Genomic DNA, 22,396 nt, shown 5'->3' with positions numbered 1-22,396 from the left:
GACTCTTAAATATATTTCGAATAAAATTTTATCCTTTCAAAGCTTCCGCTCCACCAACAATCTCTAAAATCTCATTGGTAATTGCTGCTTGACGTGCTTTGTTGTATGTTAATTTCAATTGATCTCTCAATTCGGTTGCGTTGTCTGTTGCTTTGTGCATCGCAGTCATACGCGCTCCGTGTTCTGAAGCAAATGAATCTCTAACACCTTTGTATAATTGTGTTTTCAATGATTTTGGAATCAAAGTCAATACAATTTCTTCTTTGGATGGTTCAAAAATATAATCACCTGTTGAAGCTGGTTTATCCGTTTTAATTGCTGCTAATGGTAAAAACTGTTCTACTTGAACGATTTGAGTCGCAGCATTTTTAAATTGATTGTAAACCAATTCAATTTTGTCATACTCACCAGATACAAATTTTCGAGTCAATGTTTCGGCAATTACAGTCACATTATCAAAAGTCAAATGATCAAAAACGTGACTTTGATTGTCCACAACGGTTAAGGTTTTGGTCAAAATGTCGTTTCCTTTTTTACCAATGGCAAAAACATCAACTTGTTTTCCTGCATAGTAATCGGCACGGTTTTTAACTTCTTTGATCACATTACTATTAAAAGCGCCACACAAACCTCTATTCGAAGTAATAGCAACCACTAAAACTTTTTTGATTTCACGTTGTTTTGTGAATTCTCCCCCAACATCTCCGTCAAGAGTAGCCGAAAGATTTTGTAATAATTCCGTCAATTTTTCGGCATAAGGTCGCATTGCTGTAATTGCATCTTGTGCTTTTTTTAGCTTTGCAGCAGAAACCATTTTCATTGCCGATGTAATTTGCATCGTAGATGAAACGGAAGTAATTCTATTACGGATTTCCTTTAAATTTGCCATATAAAAGTTAGGGGTTAGAAGTAAGAGGTTAGAAGTTAGAAAAAGGAATGTAACTTCCCACTTCTAACTTCCCACTTCCCACTTAGTTGTATTTCGCTGAAACTTCTTTTGCTGCTGCTTCTAACACATCTGTGATTTCGTCAGTCAGTTTTCCTGCTTTCAATGCATCGAGTGTAGCTCTGTTTTTGTTGTTCAAGAATTCTAAATAATCTTTTTCGAATTCTTTTACTTTATTTACAGGAACATTACGCAACAAGTTTTTAGAACCTGCATAGATAATGGCAGTTTGATCTTCAACAGTATAAGGATCGTTAAGATTTTGTTTCAAAATCTCTACGTTTCTTTTTCCTTTTTCAATAACGTTTAAAGTTACGGCATCTAAATCTGAACCAAATTTAGCAAACGCTTCTAATTCACGGTATTGAGCTTGATCTAATTTTAAAGTACCTGCTACTTTTTTCATAGATTTAATTTGAGCATTACCTCCAACACGAGATACCGAGATACCTACGTTGATTGCTGGACGAACCCCTGAGTTAAACAAATCTCCATCAAGGAAAATCTGACCATCTGTAATCGAAATTACGTTTGTTGGGATATATGCAGAAACGTCACCAGCTTGAGTTTCGATAATTGGCAAAGCAGTCAAAGAACCACCACCTTTTACGATACCTTTTAATGAATCTGGTAAATCGTTCATGTTTTTTGCAATTCCATCATCAGCAATTACTTTACAAGCTCTTTCTAATAAACGAGAGTGTAAGTAAAAAACGTCTCCAGGATATGCTTCACGTCCCGGTGGTCTTCTTAATAAAAGAGAAACCTCACGGTAAGCAACAGCTTGTTTAGATAAATCATCATAAACAATCAAAGCTGGACGACCTGAATCTCTAAAATATTCTCCAATTGCAGCTCCGGCCATAGGCGCATAAACTTGCATTGCAGCTGGATCAGAAGCATTTGCTGCAACAATAACCGTATAAGCCATTGCACCTCTTTCTTCTAACATTTTTGCAATACCAGCTACAGTTGACGCTTTTTGTCCAATTGCAACATAGATACAAAATACAGGTTTTCCTGCATCGTAAAATTCTTTTTGATTTAAGATAGTATCCAAACAAACGGTAGATTTACCTGTTTGACGGTCACCAATAACTAGCTCACGTTGTCCACGACCTACAGGAATCATTGCATCTACTGCTTTGATACCAGTTTGTAATGGCTCTGTAACTGGTTGACGGAAGATAACTCCAGGAGCTTTTCTTTCTATAGGCATTTCGAATAATTCACCCGTAATTGGTCCTTTTCCATCAATAGGAAAACCAAGAGTGTTTACCACACGGCCTACCATTCCTTCTCCTGTTTTAAGGGAAGCAATACGTTGGGTTCTTTTTACTGTTGAACCTTCTTTAATGCCTGTTGATGCTCCTAAAAGTACCACACCCACATTATCTTCTTCAAGATTCAATACAATAGCCTCAAGGCCATTGTCAAATTCTACAAGCTCACCATATTGAACATTAGAAAGTCCGTAAACACGAGCAATTCCATCTCCAACTTGAAGTACAGAACCTACTTCTTCTAATGTAGCACCAGATTCAAAACCTTCTACTTGCTTTTTTAATATTGCTGAAATCTCAGCAGGTTTAATTTCCGCCATAATTATTTATAAATAACTAGTTACTTAATTCTCTCTTTAATACTTGTAATCTGTCGGCAATAGAAGCATTGTATTGCTTATCGCCTATTCTTAAAATAAAACCTCCAATGATTGAAGGATCTACTGTGTTTTCTATTGTAATTTTTTTACTTGAAGAAATGCTTGCAATTTTTGCAGAAACTTTTGCTTCTAAAGCTGCATCCATAGGAATTGCTGTAGTAACCTTAGCTACTTCAACACCATTCTGTATGTCAAATAATTTATTATACTCTATTGCTATGCTGTCTAATATTTCAAATCTTTTGTTTTCAGACAATAAATGAAATAGGCTTTTTGTCACTGCATTTACTGAAGCAAAAACTTCCAAAAGGGCGCTTTCTTTCACTTCAACAGTAATTGTTGGCTTTAGAATAAAAGCACTTAATTCCCCATTGCTTTTTATTGTTGAAGCTATCAAAGACATATCATTACTAACTTCAGTAGCAACAGATTTAGAATCTGCTATATCTAAAATTGCTTTTGCGTAACGAATTGCTGCTCTTGTACTTATCATATTAGTTTAGTTTAGCATCACCTAACATTTTTTCCACTAATTTTACTTGAGCTTCTTTGTTAGACAATTCATCTTTTAATAATTTTTCAGCAATTTCGATAGACAAATTAGAAACTTGTGCTCTCAATTCTGCCATAGCTGCATTTTTTTCGCTTTCGATAGCTGCTTTTGCTTGTTCGATCATTATTAGACCTTGAGCTTGAGCTTCGGTTTTTGCATCAGCAACCATTTTCTCTTTCATTTCACGTGCATCTTTCAACAAAGCATCACGTTCCATTCTTGCTTCTTGCAAAATACGTTGGTTATCGCTTTGAAGGTTTTGCATTTCTTTTCTAGCATTGTCAGCAGAAAGTAATGCGTTTTTTATTCCTTCTTCTCTTTCGTTAACGGCATCCAAAATAGGTTTCCAAGCAAATTTTTTCAACAACAAAACCAATCCAACAAAAATTATTGTTTGCCAGATAAATAATCCAAACGAAAAATCATTTATTAACTTTTCCATAGTGTGTTTTTAATTGTATTCTTTTAATTTAATTTTTAAAACAAAAGCTGCAACCAACCGTTACAGCTTTTTGTTTTTCAGCATTATACAGCGAATAAAGCTGCAAATCCAATACCTTCAATAAGCGCTGCTGCAATAAGCATAGCTGTTTGAATTTTTCCAGTAGCTTCTGGTTGACGAGCGATTGCATCCATTGCAGAACCACCGATTCTACCAATACCAATACCTGCTCCAATAACTACTAATCCTGCTCCAACGATTTTAGGAATTTCCATAAAAATATGTATTAAAAATTAAACATTCAATTTTGAGGTTAGAGGTAAGAAGTTCGAAGTTAGAAATAATTTCTACCCTCTAATTTCTAATTTCTAACTTTACTAGTGCGCTTCTTCGTGATGATGCTCCTCAACTGCCGATCCGAAATACAATGCGGATAACATTGTGAAGATATAAGCTTGTAATAAGGCAACTAATATTTCGATGATTGAAATAGCAAACGACAACATAAATGACAAGCTACTTCCCAACCAACTTTTGAAAATAAAGATCAATCCTATTAAACTCATCAAAACTACGTGTCCTGCAAAAATATTTGCATACAAACGTATCATTAAGGCGAAAGGTTTGATAAACACTCCCAATAATTCTATAGGTGCTAAAATGATTTTCATTGGAGTTGGCACACCTGGCATCCAGAAAATGTGTCCCCAATAATTCTTATTTGCTGTAAGAGTTGTGATTACAAATGTAATTACCGCTAATCCAAAAGTAATAGCAATATTTCCTGTAACGTTGATTCCTAGTGGAGTCAAACCAAAGATATTTAAGAACCATACAAAGAAAAAGATGGTCAACAAATAACTCATATACCTTTTATAATGTTTTTCACCAATGTTTGGAATCGCAATTTCGTCACGAATATACAATACGATTGGTTCGAAAAGTCTTCCAACTCCAGAAGAAATCCCTCCGTTTTTAGCATACGATTTTGCTAGACTTGTAAACAATAAAAACATTAATAAAGCCACAACCATTATTGTCAAAACACCTTTTGTGATTGACAAATCTATAGGTTGGATATTTGTTGGATGATGCTCGTCTCCGGTTAATGTTCCAGTAGCATCCGTTTTGTATATTTTTTCGTGGTGTAATTTGTAGAAAATTCCGTCTGATTCGGCAACGGCTTCTCCGTGTTCGAATTTCGAAGAAGAGAATAAGTGAACTCCGTTATCCCAAAGGATTATTGGCAATGGAAAACCATAATGAGCTCCTGTTTCTGAATCTGAAAAAAGAGAAAATTCGTGACCATCAAGAACGTGGTGCCCAATAACTTCTTTTATTTGTTCTTTAATTTCTGAAGTTTCTTCTCCAGCCTCTGGAGCAGCTTCGTGAGCAACAGCTGTTGTTTCAGTCTGTGATGTAGTGTGTTCCGTAGGATTATTTGCAAAACCAAATATTGGAAGACAGGCTATTAAAATCGCTATTATAAATTGAAGTGGTTTGTTTGAAATCACCATAACTGTTAATTATCTTAATTTTTAGTTTCTGAAATTGGGTGCAAAGGTACATTTTAAATTAATATGCCAAAAGCATTAAATAAAAAAAATGACTATTTTATCTTCTAAACGTCTTTTTATTGCTTATTGTTTAGAATTCTGACTGTTACAATGGTTTCTATCGTCAAAAACAAAGCGAAAATGATAAAAAAATCAATTTTTTCTGTTCTTACATTTGGGTTTCCTGAATTCAAGATAGGCGATAAAACAACATAGGATAAGGCCATTTTGATAAAAGTGACCAAAAGAAAAGTAAAACCCACATTGTTGATGTTTTTTTCGTTTACCATAATTAGTATACGAATAATTAGCAGAGAGCAAATAAAGAAAAACCCATATAGAACCTCTATTGGAAAATGAAAACCTTGAAGATTCGGATTGTTTTCGTTTAAGAAAAAAACCAATTTGTGTGCTAAATATACCAGAATCGATAGCAAAGTTACTTCAATTAAGGGTTGGTATTTTTTGAAATTCATTGATGTTTAAGAAGATTTATTGATGTCTTTCAATTGCCTGTTGATGTTGTAAAAAGCAATGGCTATTCCTACTAATGTTAGGATTTTGACAAATATAGTATGTGCATTGGGGTATTTCTCGTCGAGCCAATTTCCAAAATAGGAAAACAAAAAAATAATTGCTCCCATTTGAATCGGAATATTGATAAGAGCCAACCATTTATTATTGGTTTGCTTCTTCGGGTCTTGATTGTCCGTCATATGGCATCGTGATTTTCGAATTGGTTTTCATCATACAAGAAGCACTAAAATCGGCGCCAGGTTCTACGGATAATTTTTCGCAAATTACTTCGCCATAAATGCTGGCTTTATTTTTTACATTCAAAATTTCTAAAACTTGAATTTTACCTTTGAATTTCCCTTCGATATCTGCGTTTTTGCAAACAATATCGCCTGTAACACTTCCGGCTGGACCAATGACAATTTTCCCTTTGGTTTGAAAATTTCCTGTCAATTCTCCGTCCAATCTAAAGTCGGCTTGGGAAATAATATCTCCTTTTATGATGGTTCCTTCGACAATTCTATTCGTTTTCCCCAGAAATTCCGTGTATGATTTTGTCTTTTTTTCAAACATAATTTACTGTTTTGGAGTTGCGCTAGGTTTGTCATTATCTTCCATCGTTGGAACTCCGCTTGGAGGTCTTGTTCTAGACGCTTTGCTAGGTGATGGCCATCCGAGTTTTGGCGATTCTTTATCTGGAGTTTCAGGACTTACAACTGCGGGTTCAGGAACAACTGGATTCGGAACTGCTGATTGAGCAGGTACAACCACCGTTTTTTGTGGCGTCAAATACTCGGCTAAATTCTTTTTGATTTGAACTACTTTATAATTATCACTCGAAATTACGATTGCCGGTTCTATGATTTTAAATTTTTTATCTTCCTTCAAAATTGAAGCTAAATTTTTTGCATAGGCTTCTGATTTTATGCCCTGAATGGTAATGAAGTTTTCTTTTTCGGTATAAATATCAAAAGTGTAAGTCAGTCTTGTGAGGTTTTCACCTGCAATGAATTTATTGATTTTATCTTCAATGTTTTTTGTGGCTTTGTCTGCTTGTTGACCCACTTTATATAGTATTTTCCAGTTTTTGGATTCGGATATGGTAAAATTCATTCTTTCCAATAAAGGAATTTGAGTAGTTAAAATTTCACGAGCATTTTTGCCTTCTTCGCTTGAAGCATAATTATCAGCAACGAACAGCATTGCTTTCTTGTAGGCTTCTAATCCTCTAAGTTTTCCAATGGTATTGGCTTTTAGCAATTCGTATTTAGGAACAATTTCATCTCCATAATATTGAATAATAAGTCCGTCTATTTTTTCTAAAAGTATAACAAATTGTTCGTCCTGATATGATTTGTACCATTTATTATATTCAGCCTCAGTAGTTTCAGATTCGGTAACTGTATTAGGGTTTTTGTTATTGATAATTTGTGCATAACGAGAATCTGGATATTGGCTAGAAATTCGGTTTTTCATCTCTTCGGCTTTGGCAGCGTCTGTAATTTGATAAATTTTATACAAATTATACATCGAAGGAAGCACCAGTTTTTCTTCTGGATTTTGCTCTAACAATTTTTCCAACTTGTCGCTGGCTAATTTATATTCCTTGAATTTTTCTTTATAAATCACCCCAAGTTGATAATAGGTAAAGTTTCTTTCTTTGGCAATACTGTCAATTTCAGTTTGTGTTTTAGGCAACATTTCGATATAAAATGATGGTGTGTATTGAGGTGTTTCGGCTACTACAACTTCTTCATCCGGTGTTTCATTTTCATCGTTCGTAATATCAGTAGCTACGTCCGTTCTATTGGCTGGCATTCTCCAATTTCCTCCCAAAGCCCTATTTCCAAATTTTTTCTTAAACTCAATTTTTCCAAAAGCTACCGTCGATGGATTATAAAAATAGAAAACATTTGCAGCGTTTCCTGTTGAACTACCGGTCATCGAAGGCGGTGCAAGAGATTTCTTTGAAAGTGCTTTTCCGCCTTGTTGAACTCTTGTTGCAGGATCATCTGACGAGGACAGATTGTTTATATCTATATTTTTCTGGATTTCTTTTTGCTTTTCAGCCAAAAGTCGTTTCTCTTCATCCGATTTTTTTAATTTTACAATGTAGTCTTCATAATATAAAATTCTATTGGCATCGCTCATGGCAACAACTTTCAAAATGCTATCGTTTGTTTTTGCAATAGATTCAAATTCAATCACTTCGTCTAAATCTTTTCGGACTTTCTTTATGTGAATGTGTTCTCTAGTTTTAACATCCAATTTCACTAAAGTGCTATCATAATACTTGGCCGCCGTGAAATAATCGGTGTTTTTAAAGTGCATATTCCCTATATTCCTATAATTCGAAGCCAATAGATAATTATCGGTTGACTTTGATTTTAAAGATGTATTGTAAAATTCTTTAGCCAATTCTTGATCGTTATTTTTATCATAAAAAACACCAATTTCATAATAAATAGTTCCTAAAAATGGACGATTCTCTCTGTCGGCAACGAGTTTGTTATAGGTTTTTACAAAAGCTTCTTTGTCACCGTTTTCAAAATCGAATAACTGAGCTCTTTTGGCATACGCTTGAATAACATATTCTCTTTCGGCTTTTCGATTCATATCAATTACTTCTTGATAATAAATCAAAGCGGTATCTTTTATGCCCAACTCTTGATACAATTGCCCAAGTATAAAACGATAACGAGCCTTCTCGGCATTGATTTTAGTACTGTTTTTAGCAATTTTCAATTTTACAATGGCACTGTCTTTCTCTTCTAAATTCAAAAACGATTCGGCCAAAAGTGCATTGGCATCCGCCACAACTTGGGGTTTCAGTTTCTTCTCTTTTAAAAGTTTTGCGATGTTTTTTAGAACTTGAGCATCGTTACCCAAACGCATATTGGTTTTTTCGCGCCAAATTTTGGCAGGATTGATGTTGCTGCTCGTAGGATATTTGTATAAAATATAATTGAAGGCTTCGAGTGCTGGAAAAAAGCGTTGGTCATAATACCGTGCTTTTCCTAAAAGTAAATACGCTTCGTCTATTTGGTAATTTTTTTCTTGACCATCAATGTACATTGAATGTTTTTGAATGGCTTTGGTGGCTTTAGCTTCAGCTGCTTCAAAATCGGGGTTTTTGGAATTTCCGTTGGGAGAATCATCTTCTTTAAATTGCATTCTCTCGATGGGCAATCGAGTCCAAAAATTGTCTTTATTGCTACTTTTTATACCTACAACTCCTTTGTCTAATGCGATTTGACCATTATACAAAATGTTGTCTTTGGTACTTAAAGCGTGAGAATTTCTAGCTAAAAATGTGTCTTTCTTAGTAGAACAAGCTACCAAAAAAAGTATAAATAATGTAACGAAAGCGTGTTTAAATATCTTGGTTTTCAATGGGAAACAGTTTATCATTTAACTTTTAAAAGCGCATTTTAGTATAATGACTGGTAAAAATACGTTTCTTTTTGAAATATCGAAATTTATACCGTTAGTTATTTTAAAATAGCCCATAAAAATAAGACTAAATGAAATATATCCCAAAGCCTCGGGAGCATTATTTCAAAATTAATTCGATAAAAATACAAACTGTTAAAGTATTAAACCGCAAAAAACATTTCCAATTCTTGCAAAGTTTCTGCCGATGTTTGAATATCTTTCACGACTTCGCCTTTATTCAAAGCAACTATTCGACTACAAACCTCAACGGTGTGCTGCAAATCATGGCTTGAAACCAAAACAGTCACATTTGGATTTTCGGCAAGTTCTTTGATTATTTTTTTTAGTCTACTAACGGTTGTTGGATCTAAATTGGCAAAAGGTTCGTCCAAAATTATAACTTCGGGATTGCCGATGAGTGTGGCGATGATTCCCACTTTCTTCTGATTCCCTTTGGATAAATCGCGAAGGTATTTTTTGTTTTTCAGGATTTCGCCGTTAAAAAACTCTTCGTGTTTAGCCAATAAAGCGTCAATGTCGGCTTTGTTTTGACCGCGCAAATCGCCAATGAAATAAAAATATTCTTCGGGAGTGAGATAGCCAATCAAGAAACTTTCGTCTAGAAACGAGGCGGTAAACGGTTTCCAGTTTTCGCTAGTATTTACCTGAACTTCGTTGTTGATAATATGTCCTGTTGAGGGTTGAATTAAATCCAATAACAAACTGAAAAAAGTGGTTTTTCCTGCGCCGTTATTGCCCACAAGACCAAAACTTTGTCCTTTTGGAATTTCTAAACTGTCTATTTTTAATACGGTGGTTCCGTTGTATGATTTCGAAAGGTTTTGTACTTGTATCATTTTTATGTTTTTTTGATTTCTGTAGAGACGCGATTAATCGCGTCTGCACGTTGGTGCGATTAATCGTGTCTTTACGAATTAAGATTTTTGTTTGTAAGCGTCGATGGTTTTGTATTTTTCGGTTTTGTATATTTTTTCAATTTTAGAGAAAACTTTGTCTCTAAAAGCAAAGCCCAAAACACCTGCAATAGCAACAAAGGCAAGTCCTAAATTAAAATTCAATATCGAAGAACCCGCCCAATACAATAATATTGGCAAAAGTAATTTGGGTAGTGAGAGCAACATTGCGCTTGTATTAAATGCTTTTTTGTCACCGAACGCCCCTTTGGTGGACTGTAAATCTATTGGAGTTTTGGTAAAAGCTCCGCCAAGCAAAACCAAATGCGAATTGACCCCAATATTATAAATGGCTCCAACGACAATCGTTAGATACACTTGCCAGCCATAAATCAAATAAAATGAGGACAAAATGGTGGAAATGAATGTGGCAATAACAATAAGCCACCACTTTGAACTCAAGTAACCTTTATAGGAAATGTTTTGTGACATCATCAGCGGATAATACGAGCTGTCCCAGCTGGGTACAAATTGTCCGAACGTGAATAAAAATCCTCCCGAAACAAATATTCCGGCAAAAATCCGCATTATTTCTGGCTGACCTGAATTTTCTCTGAAAAAGATAAATCCATAAAACAAAAACAAAATGCTCATTACCACTGTCGTTCTCGAACGTTTGTTTCGCTTAATGAGTTTGATATCATTCTTAAGAAATGTTCCCAAAGTTCCAAATTGGTTCAACCAAGTTAAATCTTCGGTTTTGGCGATTTCATGTTTTGTAGAAAGTCCGGCATCGAGATATAAATTGATTTTCAGATAGGTGAAAGTGTAATAATACAAGCCCAACAAAGCCAAAACTGGAAATAAAAACATCCATCTCGTATGAAATAATCCGTCAAAAAATACTGAAGTATAATCGGTAATGTTGAAATAATGATAGTATTGAAAACCCGCTATAATCACCACGGCGGCTAAGAAAATGGTAAACACATTGTCTTTGTTGGTCAATATAATATTCAGGAAATTATTGCTATAAACCAAGGCAGCCATTGCCAAATGCCACAGCATCACACTCAAAACATCGTAACCTTCGACTAATAAAACAATCGAAAAAGGCAAAAAGAAAAAAACGTGTAGAAAATTGAAAAAAGACAACATCGTTTTTCCTATCGAAAAGTTAACAATTGTAGGTCTTGTAAAAGGTAAGGACAACAACGGTCGAATATTCATCACAGGGATTTTTTGCAACAATAATCGAATGCCCAAATCCAATAAAAAATAATAAATCAAATATTTGTTTACTTCCTGCAACGGATCGAGATGCATTTGTTGTAATCCGTAAAATGCACCAATTCCAGCCATTAAAAAAATACCTGTGTACAAAACGGATACAAAACCCAAAATAATTTTCAGTGCCAAATTAGTTCCAAACGAAGCCGACCGGGTAAAAGCCTTCCATTCGAGATAAAGAAATTTTAGAATCATGATAATTGTGGTTTGGTTTTGTAATTAGTTGTTAAATGTAAGGAAATGTTACAAAATAGCTTTTGAAATTTTAAAAAAATCACTTCAGATAAACAGGCTTTAAGTTCACTCCTTGTATTTGTCTTGCTGAGGAACGAAGCATCTCCATTTTATTCTTCAAACAAGTTATGAAGAAAATTTAACTCGGGATTGATTGTTTTTATCAGTATGATCTTCTTGTCTTTTTTCCATCCTTTAATTTCTTTTTCTTTGGCTATAGCCATTTGTATCCAAGTAAACTTTTCGAAATATAACAAAAAATGAACGTTATATTTGGCTGTAAATGAGTTTGGATTTAAGGAATCTTTATGCTGTTGAAGCCTGATTTTCAAATTATTTGTAACACCTGTATATAAAACGGTTTTAGCTTTATTTGTTAAAATATAAACATAATAAGTATGATACCCTTCTTGAAATTCTATCATTTAATTTTATTAAAAGTTGATATATCAATTTTGTAGTGATACTTCGTTCCTCAGCATGACAAATTAGTGTTGCTTTGTCAATCCATATTCTGGATAAGTTTGGATCAAGTATTCTTTAGATTTTGATGGAATTAAAACAAACATTACATACAGCAAAAAAGTCATCAAAACTAGAAAAAAACTCGTAAACCCAATGCCGTAATCATTACTCAAAAAACGATTTCCGTGATTAAAAATATTCAATAAGAAATTTAGAGGAAAAACAATAGCTCCAATAAAACTGCCGTATTGATTCATTATTTCTTCAAACAGCCATCGTTTTTGGTTTTTGTTTATTTGTTGTTTACGTTGTATGCGGTTTTTAATAATGGCGTAAAAAGCAAACCCAATTAACAAAACATAAAAAAATAAAAGAAATTCTCCGTTGAAACGACTCCATTTAAACAAGAGAAACAAAGCCCAAGTTGCCGTAATTGTCAAAAGGATTTTTGGTAATGTGAAAAACTCCTTAATATGCGATAACACCAACCTATTGTATTTCTTTCCTAAGAATTTTTGCTTTTCCTCAACCACGCCCATAAAACCAAAAACACCAAATTTTTTAAACTCAATATTCAAAGCTTCGTCAAAAGTGAGTTTAGGATTTTCTTGCCATTGCGTTTCTATGGCATTCGCCAAATGATCGACTAATTCTGATTGCAAATCATACCATTCTACATAATGTTGGCGAGTGAAAAGGTAGAGGTGGTCTATTTGTTGGGGAGTGAGTTTCATAATTTACTTGGTTTTTAAAACCTTTGTAGTTTGTATTAAAATTCCAATTTCGGATTCACCAAACTCTGCATATTTCTAATAAAATCTTCTAATTCGCTCAAGCGGTTCATGGTTTCTTTCGTTCCCGTTTCCGTCAATTTATAATACTTTCTCAAACGGTTATCTACTCTTTCAATCTCGACATCCAGCAAACCTTCGGCTTCGAGTTTGTGTAAAGCAGGATACAAGGCACCTTCCGTAATATTGAGTTCGCCAAGTGTTATAGCTTTTACTTTTTGGGTAATTTCGTAACCATACATCTTGCCGTTTTCTTCGAGCAATTTCAATATGATGGTGTTGAGACTTCCTTTGTATAATTGTGAGTTTTTCATCTTCATTCTATATTTTGAATTACAAATATACATAAGATTCTTATACATAATTAATTTAGGTATTAAAATTTTCAAACCATATCACTTTTAGAAAACTAATTGGTTTAGTACCTTTGCTAAAATTTATAATATGCCTATATTCAAAAAACTTATCATAAAAGAAGTGAAACGCGAGACTGCAGCCGCGGTTTCTATTCTTTTTAATGTTCCCGAGGAATTCAAATCCCATTATACTTTTATTGCGGGTCAATATGTCAATTTGAGATTAACGCTGGACGGCAAAGAAATTCGTCGTGCGTACTCCATTTGTGCTTCGCCAGAAAGCGGGGAATTGAGAATTGCCGTAAAAGCGGTGAAAAACGGAGCTTTCTCTCAATTTGCCAACACCAAACTAAAAGCAGGAGATGTTCTTGAAGTGGGAGAACCAGAAGGAAAATTCACGTTAGAAACGGAAAGTCACAACCAAAAAAACTATGTAGCTTTTGTAGCTGGAAGCGGAATTACACCCGCCATTTCTATCCTAAAATCGGTTTTGAAAAGCGAACCACAAAGTTCTTTTGTCTTGGTTTACGGAAACAAATCACCCGAAGAAACTATTTTTCATCAAGAATTACACGATTTGCACCTGAAATATACCGGACGATTGTTTGTACATTATGTCTATAGTCAAGCCAAAGCCGACGGAGCACTTTTTGGTCGAATCGATAAATCGGTCGTGAATTTTGTATTGAATAACAAACACAAGGAATTGGAATTCGACAAGTTCTATTTGTGCGGACCGGAAGAAATGATCAATACTGTTTCTAAAGTTTTGACAGAACACAACATCAAGGATTCTGCTATTAAGTTTGAATTGTTTTCTAGTTCTACGGTCGAAAATTTGGAAGCGAGTTCGCACGAAGGTCACACCAAAATCACAATAACGGTTGATGACGAAGAAACGACTTTCGAAATGTCGCAAAAACAAACCATCCTCGAAGCAGCCCTAAAACAAGGCATTGACGCTCCCTATTCCTGCCAAGGTGGTATTTGCAGCAGCTGTCTCGCCCGAGTAAAATCAGGAACTGCCGAAATGAAGAAAAATTCTATTCTTACTGACAGCGAAATCGAAGAAGGTTTGATTCTTACTTGCCAAGCGTGTCCAACCTCAGCAGAAATTGTGGTGGATTATGATGATGTTTAATCAGATTCCTATATTTAAATAGTTAAAGAAAACTTCTCTGAAAAGGTAAGTTTTCTTGTTTTAAGGGAGTTTGGTTTTAATATAAAACTCCATTGGATAATTTGTAAGAAAAAATTAATATATTTGATAAATAATAAAGTGAAACAAACCTTCGTCAGGCTACCTGTTTTTGGGTGTATATAAGAATGTTTGTATCGCCTATATACAAGTTAGCGGTTATTTAAGGACGGACTAAAAACTATCGAACTTGACTAAATGAAAATAGCCCAAACTATATTTTTTACACTTATCCTCATCAGCCAGTCAATAGGTGAAGACATGGCAGAAGTCTAAAGAAGACTTGTTTTCAATATTAAACTTTTGCTTTATGACAAAATCACAGAAAAAACATAATGCCCAGATTCTAGGGAAAGGAGAAAAGACAATGCTATTCGTTCACGGTTATGGTTGTGACCAAAACATGTGGCGATTTATTACCCCTGCATTTGAAACTTCTTACAAAATTGTACTTATTGATTTGGTGGGTTCAGGTCAATCTGATCTTAATGCCTATGATTTTGACAAATACAATACCCTCCAAGCACACGCAGACGATCTTCTTGATCTTATTAAGGAACTATGCTTAAAAGATGTCGTGTTGGTCGGACATTCTGTAAGTGCCATGATTGGTGCACTAGCCACCATACAAAATCCTGCTGCATTTGATTGCATCATCATGATTGGCCCCTCTCCCCGGTATATAAGCGACCATTCTTATAATGGGGGTTTTTCGAAGGAAAGTATAGATGAATTGGTAGAAGCCCTCGATTCTAATTACCTTGGATGGTCGAGTGCCATTACCCCTGTGATTATGGGAAATCCTGAGCGGCCAGCATTAGCACAAGAATTAAAAAATAGTTTTTGCCGCAATAACCCCGAAATTGCTAAACATTTTGCCCGCGTAACTTTTTTAGGAGATAATCGAGCAGATTTAGAAAAGGTAACAGTACCTACCCTAATACTTCAGTGTTCGTCAGATGTGATAGCCCCTCTACATGTGGGTACCTATGTACAACAACACATTAAAGACAGTCAATTAACCCAACTGAAAGCAAAAGGACATTGTCCACATTTGAGCGAACCGGAAGAAACCATTCAGAGCATGAAGAAATTCTTAAGTGCTCGGTAATAAATAATGTATGGAATTAGATTTTAAAACCTTATATCATCATGCACCTTGTGGCTATTTATATACCATGGAGGATGGCACCCTGATAGATGTGAATGATACTTTCTTGGCATTCACTGGTTATTCTCGCGAAGAAATCATTGAAAATAAAAGATTCGAAGACTTTCTTTCCATAGGAGGTAAAATTTACTACGAAACGCATTTTGCTCCCTTGCTACATATGCGAGGAGAGGTCAGTCAAATTAGTTTTGATTTTATTAGAAAGGATGAAACTCGCTTTCCAGTGCTGATCAATGCAATTAAGCAAAGTGCCAATGAGAAGCAGCACAATTATATTCAATTTATTGTGCTCGACATCACACAGCGTAAGCAGTATGAGATGGAATTAATGAACGCTAAAAGAAAATCTGATGAATTGTTGACGCAACTCTCAAAAGTAAATGCAGCGCTAACAAGCAATATTCAAGTAATTGCAGAACAAAGTCATCAACTAGAAAAACTAAATGCTACTAAGGATAAATTTTTTAGTATTGTAGCTCATGACTTAAAAAGCCCTCTTATTTCTTTGAAGTCGTTCTCAAATTTGTTAATTGACCATTTTGACAGTTTTGACAAGGAAGACATTCTGACTATGAGCAAGCAACTTAACGACTCAGTTGACAGTACAATTAAAATGGCCGACAATCTAATCACTTGGGCGATGGTACAAATGGGGGAATCCCAATTCAATGAAGAGACAATAAAAGTTAAAGATATTACCTCCAACATATTTGACGTTTATCAAAAGGTAGCATTAGAAAAAGGAATAAATGTAAGTTTCTCGGTTGACGACTCTCTTACCATAATTGGTGACAAAAATCAAATAGAATTCATAATTAGAAATCTTGTGAACAATGCTATTAAGTTCACTCATAAAAACGGTTTTGTAAGTTTGACGGCTAAATCATTACCAGACGGACTCGTTAAAATATCCGTTTCAGACAGCGGAGTAGGGATTTCTGATGAAATTAAAAGGGAATTATTCTCTATTAGTAAAAAACAAAACACCAATGGGACAGATGGAGAAAATGGTACTGGGTTGGGTCTTATGTTGAGTTACGAGTTCATGAAACTAAACGGAGGACAGATTGACATCGAAAGCAGTTTGGGCAAAGGGTCTACATTTCATACTAAGTTTAAAAGTGGACATTAAATAAATGACTGTAGAGAATGCAACAACCGCTAACACGGGTTCGGAAAAAGTGGCGGTTCAGTGTTCCGCAGACAGTTTTGTGGTTAATCAAAGTTTGGTTCTTTGCATCATCATTCGTGGTGAAAATCGTCACCTTCGCCAAGCCCGAAACCGTTAAAAATTCAAAAAAGTAGTTTATGACTACTCGCCATTACAGGATTAATAAAACCTCCAAGTCACCTAAAATGAAATCCACCCGAGAAATATTCAAAACCAACCCTTCCCTTCTGGACGAACCAGAAGTAGCGCAACTTTTGGACTATTGCGAGCAATTACAGGATGAAATCGTGGAGTTCAAATTTCAGAAAACCAACAACAAAGAATTGGCAATGCTCGATATGCTCAAGGAAGTCATCAAAGGCTGCAATGCCATCGAGAAAGAACAAGCGGAACACGAGCGTTTTGGGTACGAAGCACCAGACTATCCCGCAACCATTTCGAATCTAAAAAGATATATTTTGAAGCGTTGTCAGGATGAGAAGATTTATTTGTGATAATTTTTTATCCGAATATTACGAATTTATTTATTGATAAAGAATTATAAAAAAGCATTCCACAAGAAAAGATTTTTTTGTCTTAGGTTCTCCTCTTTATCATCTCCATAGCTGAACCATTCTTTGGTTTTTTCTTCCATTTCCTTCTTTAAACCCAATAAATCATAGGTCTTTTTGGCTGTGATGGGTTTTATTTCGAAGGCTTTAGTCATCGTCAAATCTACTTTGGTGGCTACAAATGAGGTATATAATCTGGGAATGGAAAGCCCCAAAATCAAACCTGGCAATCCGTGAATAGAACAAGGACCTCCAGAAATGGTGATTTCATCAGTGTAAAAAGCAAATACATAAACGTCATCCATTATTTTGCCAATGGCTTTTCGGCAATTATAACCTGCTATTTCTCTGTTTTCATTTGTAATTTTCCATTCAATATTTTGGATGCTGTCCGATATGACAAAATTAGTTCCTACTATTTGTTTTTGCATCATCATTTTTTTGGCTCCAAAATCAAAATACCAAGTGTTTTCTTCGTCAACGTCTTTTTGGTATTTTGGAATTCTTGTTTTTGGACTCCATCGATCAAATTTGAAGATGCTTTTGTTGTCTGCAAAAGTATAGTTGTAATACGATATTTTTAGGTCGGAAAGGTTGTCTTTCATCATCTCATCCCAACTATCATTGCTCATTGTTTTTTTTAAATTCGTATTTACTTCATATTCAACTACTGCTTTTTCTATAAATTGCTGCGCTGTTGCTGTAGTTGCAAAAATTAGTGTTGTGAGAATAAAAAGTATTGATTTCATATATGTGAATTTTAGGCTTTTCAATAATGAGCTTTTGGATTTTAGTGCAAGCACGAATTTATTTGTTTGTTTTTTCACCTTTGTTTTTAAAATTCCAGGTAAATCCTATCATAGCATATCTTTTGAGTCTGGAATTTTGTTCCTCTGTAATGGAGTTTTCATAAACATATCTTCGGATACCAATATTTTGATTTAAAATATCATTCACCAAAATATAAGCCGTAAACTCATCATTTTTGAAAGTGCGTTGTAGCCTTGCATTCCACAATTGATTGGTAAGATTATCCTGAAAATCGACTGTTTTTTGTCGAGAAGACAAGTTATAATCTGTGGATAGTTTCCATTTTTCTCTGAAATAAACCCCAATATCCAATGCTAAATTATTGGTGTTAAATGATTTTATTTCATCGTTTTGTGAAGTAGCATTTCTGCTATTTGAAAAATTATTACTCAAACTAATGTCATATTTCTTTGCTTTAGATTTATTTAAATACACTGAAAATCCTGAATTTAGAATTTTAGAATCGTTAGTACTTAAATTAATGCTATTTACAGATTTATTGTAGTTTATATTTGGATTAATATTCACTTGTAAATCGAGTTTTTTTAGCTTAAAACCATATCCTACATACAAATTGAACGAATAATTACCATTCGTGTTTATGGGTTTGGTAATTGTTTGGGCACTTTCTGGATCTATAACTCTACTGTAAGAAATTAAATTAGAAGTCGTTCTGTATGAGAAACTTTGATAAAATTGCGTTTCTGTCAAAATGCTATAAGTGCTATTAAATAGATTAAAACTGTTGGTAAAAGATTGCTTTAAATCTGGATTTCCTAAAGTTTGATTAAAAAAGTCTTGATTGTCTCTCAAAGGTTGCAACTGGTCGAGTGTTGGCTGTTTTGTTGCTCCTTGATAATTGATACGCAAATTGCTGTTGCTTTTGTACTTATAAGAGAAATTCGCAGTAGGAAAAAAATTGGTGTAATTGCGTTTGTATTCTTTGTTTAAAGTTTGATCTTCCAAATCAAATGAAGTAAATCCAATACCGCTTCCAAAGTTATAATTGATTTTTTTGGAATTATAACTCAATTTAATGTTGGGCTTGTTGGTTATTATAGTCTGGTTGAACTGGTTTGACAAAGAATTTACAAGCACATCATAATTTCCTGTAAGGTCAGAATAATCATAGGTCAAATAATCGCTTTCACCCTTGTTTTGAGTAACTTGATAAGCAAATTGCATTGCATATTTCTTACCAATAGGTTCTGAATATGTAACATTTAAATTTAAATTTTGATTTGTTTTCTCCCCAATTTTGTTTTGATCCACATCGACCCTATTGGAAAAATCACCCCCTTCATAACTTTCGTTCAATGACTTTAAAAAATTATTTGCATTCGAATTCAAAGTGTTCCCTGTAGCGTTTACAGAAAATGTACGACGGGGTTTGGCGAATTTATGTTTATATAAAATACTGGCCGATATAGAAGTTTTGTCGGAATCTGTAGTAAATGTTTTTAGCTGTTTGTTTTTTAACAATCCATCATTTCCGGTAGTGTTTCCAGATGTAAATTCATCACTTTCTGTAGTATAAAAATTAGTTTTAGCCGTTATTCGTAAACTGTTTAGAGAATCTAATTTTACATCGTAAATAGCATTCAATTTAAAATTACTCCTGTTAACATTGCTTACTTTAGAAGCATTTTCGTTTAATTGGGTTTCTCCTACTTGGGTTTGTGTTTTTCTACTATTGTTGTTGGTATAAATTTGCTTATTATAATTTGGTGTTAAATTCAATGTTTGTTTATCGTTCCACTTGTTGCTGTACTGCAAACCCGCATTAGTGTTTTTGATAAATCCATTTTGAGTATCAACATTAGGTTCTTCATCATTATTGCCACCCGTCCATTCATAATCTACATTACCATCATCGTCCATACTCATACTCACATCATTATTACCCCCTCCAAATTTATCGCTATCTTGCCAACTAAGTCCATCTTGACCTGTATTACCATTCAATAAAAATGCCGATATTTTTCTTTTGCCTTTAAAATTGCTAAACATAAAATTGGTGTTGTATCTCGAGTCGGAACCCGAAAGTGGTTCTCCTGCACCATCTATTTTACCAAAATACCCTTTCTTTTTGTCTTCTTTTAATTTTAGATTAATTGTTTTTTTTGTTTCGCCATCATCAATTCCTGTAAACTCGGCTTGGTCGCTTTTCTTATCAAATACTTGGACTTCTTTTACGGCATCTGCTCGCAAATTTTTCACTGCCATTCCTGGATCATCTCCAAAAAATTCTTCGCCATCGACCAATACTTTTTGCACCGTTTCGCCCATAGCTTTTATAGCACCATTTTTATCTACTTGTATTCCGGGGAGTTTTTTTAATAATTCTTCTACGTTAGCATTCGCACTTACAACAAAATCACTAGCTCTGTAACTTGTGGTATCCCCTTTGATTCTTATAGAACCCGTTTTTATTATTACTTCTCTTAGCGCATTAATTTTGCTTAACAAAGGAATTGTTCCTAAATTTTTTTCGGTTTCATTTACAGTTATATCCTCTAAATAATCGGCATATTGTCTATGGGAAGTCATTACAATATAGTTTCCGGCTTTTACATTTTTAAGGTCAAAGTTTCCCTTTTTATCCGATCGGGTAAAGGTATATAAAATAGAATCTTTGGGTGTTAGTAAGGCAACAACCGAATTATAAACTGGAGTTTTTTCGCTACCATCAGTCAAAACACCCGTAACGTTTGCTTTTTGAGCAAAAACGGAAAAAGAAAATAAGGATAAAATTGCAATTAAAAGTGTAGTTTTTGACATAAATAGTTTCTGTTTTTACTTTAATGTGATTTAAAAAAATATAAAATAAACGTATCAAAAAAACCTAACCGCTTTCAATAAAGTTAGTTTTGAATTGTAAAACACAACGTACAAAAATCAAAAATAGTATTAATATTCCTAAGTTATTTAAAGTGAAATGTTAATTAATCCATAATATTATTCGTATGAATTTAAAACAAATACTTCAAAATAAAATACTAACTTTTGAACTATTACGAGCAATTGCAGGATGAAATCGTGGAGTTCAAATTTCAGAAAACCAACAACAAAGAATTGGTGATGCTCGATATGCTCAAAGAAGTCATCAAAGGCTGCAACGCCATCGAGAAAGAACAAGCGGAACACGAGCGTTTTGGGTACGAAGCACCAGACTATCCCGCAACCATTTCGAATCTAAAAAGATATATTTTAAAGCGTTGTCAGGATGAGAAGATTTATTTGTGAATTTAACGAAGATGAAACGGATTATCAAACACGGATTTTTATTCGACAATCGAATTGATTTTATCAATTACACTTTCAACTGAAATGGTTCGCATTGCATCATCATAACCTGCTACAATTTTATTCCCATAAACTGAAGTGGGTAATTTGGGGAACAAATTTCTATCAGAAACCATAGCATTTTCTAAGGGTTGATTGAAAGGCGAAAATCCCGTAAACGGATGCGTTGCGCCCCAAAGTGTAATGACTTTTACTCCAAGCATCGCCGCAATATGCGCATTTCCAGAGTCCATCGAAAGCATTACATCGAGATTAGAAATGAGTTGCAATTCCTGTTGAAACTTGAGTTGCCCAGCAACAACCATTACGTTTTTTTTGTCTTTAGAAAGTGTATTTAGAAGTTTAATTTCCTTTTTTCCGCCGCCAAAAAGCAAAATTTTATGATTCTTGTTTTCAGCTACTATATTGATTACTTCTTGCATTAAATCCAAAGGATAAACCTTAGAATTGTATTGGGCAAAAGGTGCAATTCCAATTAATTTTTGATTATTTTCTCCAATTAATTGAAGTATTTCCGTGTCTAAAATTGCTTTTTGAGGAAATGTTGAATCGGATAAATCTACTTTGAAACCCAATGCTGAAAACACTTTTGTGTGTCTTTCGAACATTGTTGTTAGTGGTTTAAAGATTTTGTTTTCGGAACGTGTTAAAGCTGCTTTTTCAGATCTCGCTTTATCAACCTGCGCCGTTTTTTTTCCGCTCAAAGCGAAAAGTGTTCGAACGACTTTAGAACGTAAAACATTGTGTAAATCGGCAAAAGCGTCGATGTGTAAAGCATTCAAATCTTGGAACAATCGCAACAATCCAAAGAATCCTTTGTGGCGCTTTTTTTCGTCGAAAGCAAAGAAAGAAAGATTGGGAATTCCTTCAAAAAAAGGTTTGAAAAACGGTCGTGAAATCACCGTGATTTTTACCAACGGATATTGCTTTACAAAAGCCCTTAAAACAGGAACCGTCATAGCGACATCTCCCATTGCGGAAAGTCTCATGACGGCTATATGTTTGATTTTTTTGGACAATTACTTAAT

24 protein-coding genes are annotated in these 22,396 nt (G+C 34.4%); 6 read left to right on the top strand and 18 right to left on the bottom strand.

What is annotated here, in order from left to right:
* Positions 1-28 precede the first annotated feature (28 nt).
* From atpG to FNW17_RS00850, 15 genes are all read right to left on the bottom strand, one after another.
* Positions 29-889, bottom strand: a complete 861-nt coding sequence (atpG, locus tag FNW17_RS00920) for an ATP synthase F1 subunit gamma (protein WP_143391274.1) — start codon at positions 887-889, stop codon at positions 29-31.
* An 82-nt stretch (positions 890-971) separates the two neighbouring features.
* Positions 972-2,549: a F0F1 ATP synthase subunit alpha gene (atpA, locus tag FNW17_RS00915; protein ID WP_143391275.1), complete on the bottom strand. Its 1,578-nt coding sequence runs from the start codon at positions 2,547-2,549 to the stop codon at positions 972-974.
* Between the two features lie 16 nt (positions 2,550-2,565).
* Entirely contained in the window at positions 2,566-3,102 is a 537-nt protein-coding gene (atpH, locus tag FNW17_RS00910; RefSeq protein WP_143391276.1) for an ATP synthase F1 subunit delta, read from the bottom strand.
* A gap of 1 nt (position 3,103) precedes the next feature.
* Complete coding sequence (locus FNW17_RS00905) at positions 3,104-3,604, bottom strand: F0F1 ATP synthase subunit B (protein WP_143391277.1); 501 nt, start codon at positions 3,602-3,604, stop codon at positions 3,104-3,106.
* Between the two features lie 83 nt (positions 3,605-3,687).
* Positions 3,688-3,879: an ATP synthase F0 subunit C gene (atpE, locus tag FNW17_RS00900; RefSeq protein WP_073367797.1), complete on the bottom strand. Its 192-nt coding sequence runs from the start codon at positions 3,877-3,879 to the stop codon at positions 3,688-3,690.
* Between the two features lie 102 nt (positions 3,880-3,981).
* Positions 3,982-5,121, bottom strand: a complete 1,140-nt coding sequence (gene atpB, locus FNW17_RS00895) for a F0F1 ATP synthase subunit A (RefSeq protein ID WP_143391278.1) — start codon at positions 5,119-5,121, stop codon at positions 3,982-3,984.
* A 116-nt stretch (positions 5,122-5,237) separates the two neighbouring features.
* The gene (locus FNW17_RS00890) at positions 5,238-5,636 is read right to left on the bottom strand and encodes a hypothetical protein (RefSeq protein ID WP_143391279.1); all 399 of its coding nucleotides are present in this window, start codon (positions 5,634-5,636) and stop codon (positions 5,238-5,240) included.
* Between the two features lie 6 nt (positions 5,637-5,642).
* Complete coding sequence (locus FNW17_RS00885) at positions 5,643-5,876, bottom strand: AtpZ/AtpI family protein (protein WP_143391280.1); 234 nt, start codon at positions 5,874-5,876, stop codon at positions 5,643-5,645.
* Positions 5,839-6,249 carry a bactofilin family protein gene (locus tag FNW17_RS00880; RefSeq protein ID WP_143391281.1) on the bottom strand — a complete coding sequence of 137 codons (411 nt, stop codon included), beginning with the start codon at positions 6,247-6,249 and terminating at the stop codon, positions 5,839-5,841. Before FNW17_RS00880 ends, FNW17_RS00885 begins: the two co-directional genes overlap by 38 nt.
* 3 nt (positions 6,250-6,252) lie before the next feature.
* Positions 6,253-9,069, bottom strand: a complete 2,817-nt coding sequence (gene porW / locus FNW17_RS00875) for a type IX secretion system periplasmic lipoprotein PorW/SprE (protein WP_235893228.1) — start codon at positions 9,067-9,069, stop codon at positions 6,253-6,255.
* A gap of 203 nt (positions 9,070-9,272) precedes the next feature.
* Positions 9,273-9,968 (bottom strand): ABC transporter ATP-binding protein, encoded by a 696-nt coding sequence (locus FNW17_RS00870; protein ID WP_143391283.1) that lies wholly within the window; start codon positions 9,966-9,968, stop codon positions 9,273-9,275.
* Between the two features lie 78 nt (positions 9,969-10,046).
* Entirely contained in the window at positions 10,047-11,510 is a 1,464-nt protein-coding gene (locus tag FNW17_RS00865) for a DUF5687 family protein (RefSeq protein WP_143391284.1), read from the bottom strand.
* Between the two features lie 149 nt (positions 11,511-11,659).
* On the bottom strand, positions 11,660-11,974 hold the full coding sequence (locus tag FNW17_RS00860; protein WP_126563272.1) for a GIY-YIG nuclease family protein: 315 nt from the start codon (positions 11,972-11,974) through the stop codon (positions 11,660-11,662).
* A 63-nt stretch (positions 11,975-12,037) separates the two neighbouring features.
* Complete coding sequence (locus FNW17_RS00855; protein WP_143391285.1) at positions 12,038-12,748, bottom strand: hypothetical protein; 711 nt, start codon at positions 12,746-12,748, stop codon at positions 12,038-12,040.
* Between the two features lie 35 nt (positions 12,749-12,783).
* Positions 12,784-13,119, bottom strand: coding sequence for a PadR family transcriptional regulator (locus FNW17_RS00850; protein ID WP_143391286.1), 336 nt, complete (start codon positions 13,117-13,119; stop codon positions 12,784-12,786).
* Positions 13,120-13,249: 130 nt separating this feature from the next.
* On the opposite strand from FNW17_RS00850, the gene FNW17_RS00845 reads away from it, so the two are divergent.
* The 5 genes from FNW17_RS00845 (at position 13,250) to FNW17_RS00830 (ending at position 17,195) form a co-directional block, all read left to right on the top strand.
* Entirely contained in the window at positions 13,250-14,302 is a 1,053-nt protein-coding gene (locus tag FNW17_RS00845; protein ID WP_143391287.1) for a ferredoxin--NADP reductase, read from the top strand.
* 367 nt (positions 14,303-14,669) lie between these two features.
* Positions 14,670-15,470, top strand: a complete 801-nt coding sequence (locus FNW17_RS00840) for an alpha/beta fold hydrolase (RefSeq protein WP_144070654.1) — start codon at positions 14,670-14,672, stop codon at positions 15,468-15,470.
* A gap of 10 nt (positions 15,471-15,480) precedes the next feature.
* Positions 15,481-16,662, top strand: a complete 1,182-nt coding sequence (locus FNW17_RS00835) for a PAS domain-containing sensor histidine kinase (RefSeq protein ID WP_144070653.1) — start codon at positions 15,481-15,483, stop codon at positions 16,660-16,662.
* 4 nt (positions 16,663-16,666) lie between these two features.
* The gene (locus tag FNW17_RS16230) at positions 16,667-16,819 is read left to right on the top strand and encodes a hypothetical protein (protein ID WP_185964834.1); all 153 of its coding nucleotides are present in this window, start codon (positions 16,667-16,669) and stop codon (positions 16,817-16,819) included.
* A 67-nt stretch (positions 16,820-16,886) separates the two neighbouring features.
* A complete protein-coding gene (locus tag FNW17_RS00830) occupies positions 16,887-17,195 on the top strand; it encodes a hypothetical protein (protein ID WP_126563227.1) in 309 nt (102 codons plus the stop codon).
* A 44-nt stretch (positions 17,196-17,239) separates the two neighbouring features.
* Here FNW17_RS00830 and FNW17_RS00825 read toward each other — a convergent pair whose 3' ends face one another.
* Together FNW17_RS00825 and FNW17_RS00820 are read right to left on the bottom strand one after the other, a co-directional pair.
* On the bottom strand, positions 17,240-18,001 hold the full coding sequence (locus FNW17_RS00825) for a GLPGLI family protein (protein WP_144070652.1): 762 nt from the start codon (positions 17,999-18,001) through the stop codon (positions 17,240-17,242).
* Positions 18,002-18,059: 58 nt separating this feature from the next.
* Positions 18,060-20,843, bottom strand: coding sequence for an outer membrane beta-barrel protein (locus tag FNW17_RS00820; RefSeq protein WP_144070651.1), 2,784 nt, complete (start codon positions 20,841-20,843; stop codon positions 18,060-18,062).
* A 225-nt stretch (positions 20,844-21,068) separates the two neighbouring features.
* Between FNW17_RS00820 and FNW17_RS00815 the strand changes: the two genes are divergently transcribed.
* The gene (locus FNW17_RS00815; RefSeq protein ID WP_185965252.1) at positions 21,069-21,308 is read left to right on the top strand and encodes a hypothetical protein; all 240 of its coding nucleotides are present in this window, start codon (positions 21,069-21,071) and stop codon (positions 21,306-21,308) included.
* 38 nt (positions 21,309-21,346) lie between these two features.
* On the opposite strand, the gene FNW17_RS00810 is transcribed toward FNW17_RS00815, so the two are convergent.
* The gene (locus FNW17_RS00810) at positions 21,347-22,357 is read right to left on the bottom strand and encodes a glycosyltransferase family 9 protein (RefSeq protein ID WP_144070650.1); all 1,011 of its coding nucleotides are present in this window, start codon (positions 22,355-22,357) and stop codon (positions 21,347-21,349) included.
* Positions 22,358-22,396 lie beyond the last annotated feature (39 nt).

The sequence above is a fragment of the Flavobacterium franklandianum genome (assembly GCF_007097365.1).
GTDB lineage: Bacteria > Bacteroidota > Bacteroidia > Flavobacteriales > Flavobacteriaceae > Flavobacterium > Flavobacterium franklandianum.
This window is presented reverse-complemented; position numbering and strand designations above follow the sequence as displayed.

Coding starts and splice junctions, on each gene's coding strand:
- atpG (WP_143391274.1), bottom strand. CDS start 889: ATGGCAAATTTAAAGGAAATCCGTAATAGAATTACTTCCGTTTCATCT.
- atpA (WP_143391275.1), bottom strand. CDS start 2,549: ATGGCGGAAATTAAACCTGCTGAGATTTCAGCAATATTAAAAAAGCAA.
- atpH (WP_143391276.1), bottom strand. CDS start 3,102: ATGATAAGTACAAGAGCAGCAATTCGTTACGCAAAAGCAATTTTAGAT.
- FNW17_RS00905 (WP_143391277.1), bottom strand. CDS start 3,604: ATGGAAAAGTTAATAAATGATTTTTCGTTTGGATTATTTATCTGGCAA.
- atpE (WP_073367797.1), bottom strand. CDS start 3,879: ATGGAAATTCCTAAAATCGTTGGAGCAGGATTAGTAGTTATTGGAGCA.
- atpB (WP_143391278.1), bottom strand. CDS start 5,121: ATGGTGATTTCAAACAAACCACTTCAATTTATAATAGCGATTTTAATA.
- FNW17_RS00890 (WP_143391279.1), bottom strand. CDS start 5,636: ATGAATTTCAAAAAATACCAACCCTTAATTGAAGTAACTTTGCTATCG.
- FNW17_RS00885 (WP_143391280.1), bottom strand. CDS start 5,876: ATGACGGACAATCAAGACCCGAAGAAGCAAACCAATAATAAATGGTTG.
- FNW17_RS00880 (WP_143391281.1), bottom strand. CDS start 6,249: ATGTTTGAAAAAAAGACAAAATCATACACGGAATTTCTGGGGAAAACG.
- FNW17_RS00870 (WP_143391283.1), bottom strand. CDS start 9,968: ATGATACAAGTACAAAACCTTTCGAAATCATACAACGGAACCACCGTA.
- FNW17_RS00865 (WP_143391284.1), bottom strand. CDS start 11,510: ATGATTCTAAAATTTCTTTATCTCGAATGGAAGGCTTTTACCCGGTCG.
- FNW17_RS00860 (WP_126563272.1), bottom strand. CDS start 11,974: ATGATAGAATTTCAAGAAGGGTATCATACTTATTATGTTTATATTTTA.
- FNW17_RS00855 (WP_143391285.1), bottom strand. CDS start 12,748: ATGAAACTCACTCCCCAACAAATAGACCACCTCTACCTTTTCACTCGC.
- FNW17_RS00850 (WP_143391286.1), bottom strand. CDS start 13,119: ATGAAAAACTCACAATTATACAAAGGAAGTCTCAACACCATCATATTG.
- FNW17_RS00845 (WP_143391287.1), top strand. CDS start 13,250: ATGCCTATATTCAAAAAACTTATCATAAAAGAAGTGAAACGCGAGACT.
- FNW17_RS00840 (WP_144070654.1), top strand. CDS start 14,670: ATGACAAAATCACAGAAAAAACATAATGCCCAGATTCTAGGGAAAGGA.
- FNW17_RS00835 (WP_144070653.1), top strand. CDS start 15,481: ATGGAATTAGATTTTAAAACCTTATATCATCATGCACCTTGTGGCTAT.
- FNW17_RS16230 (WP_185964834.1), top strand. CDS start 16,667: ATGACTGTAGAGAATGCAACAACCGCTAACACGGGTTCGGAAAAAGTG.
- FNW17_RS00830 (WP_126563227.1), top strand. CDS start 16,887: ATGAAATCCACCCGAGAAATATTCAAAACCAACCCTTCCCTTCTGGAC.
- FNW17_RS00825 (WP_144070652.1), bottom strand. CDS start 18,001: ATGAAATCAATACTTTTTATTCTCACAACACTAATTTTTGCAACTACA.
- FNW17_RS00820 (WP_144070651.1), bottom strand. CDS start 20,843: ATGTCAAAAACTACACTTTTAATTGCAATTTTATCCTTATTTTCTTTT.
- FNW17_RS00810 (WP_144070650.1), bottom strand. CDS start 22,357: ATGAGACTTTCCGCAATGGGAGATGTCGCTATGACGGTTCCTGTTTTA.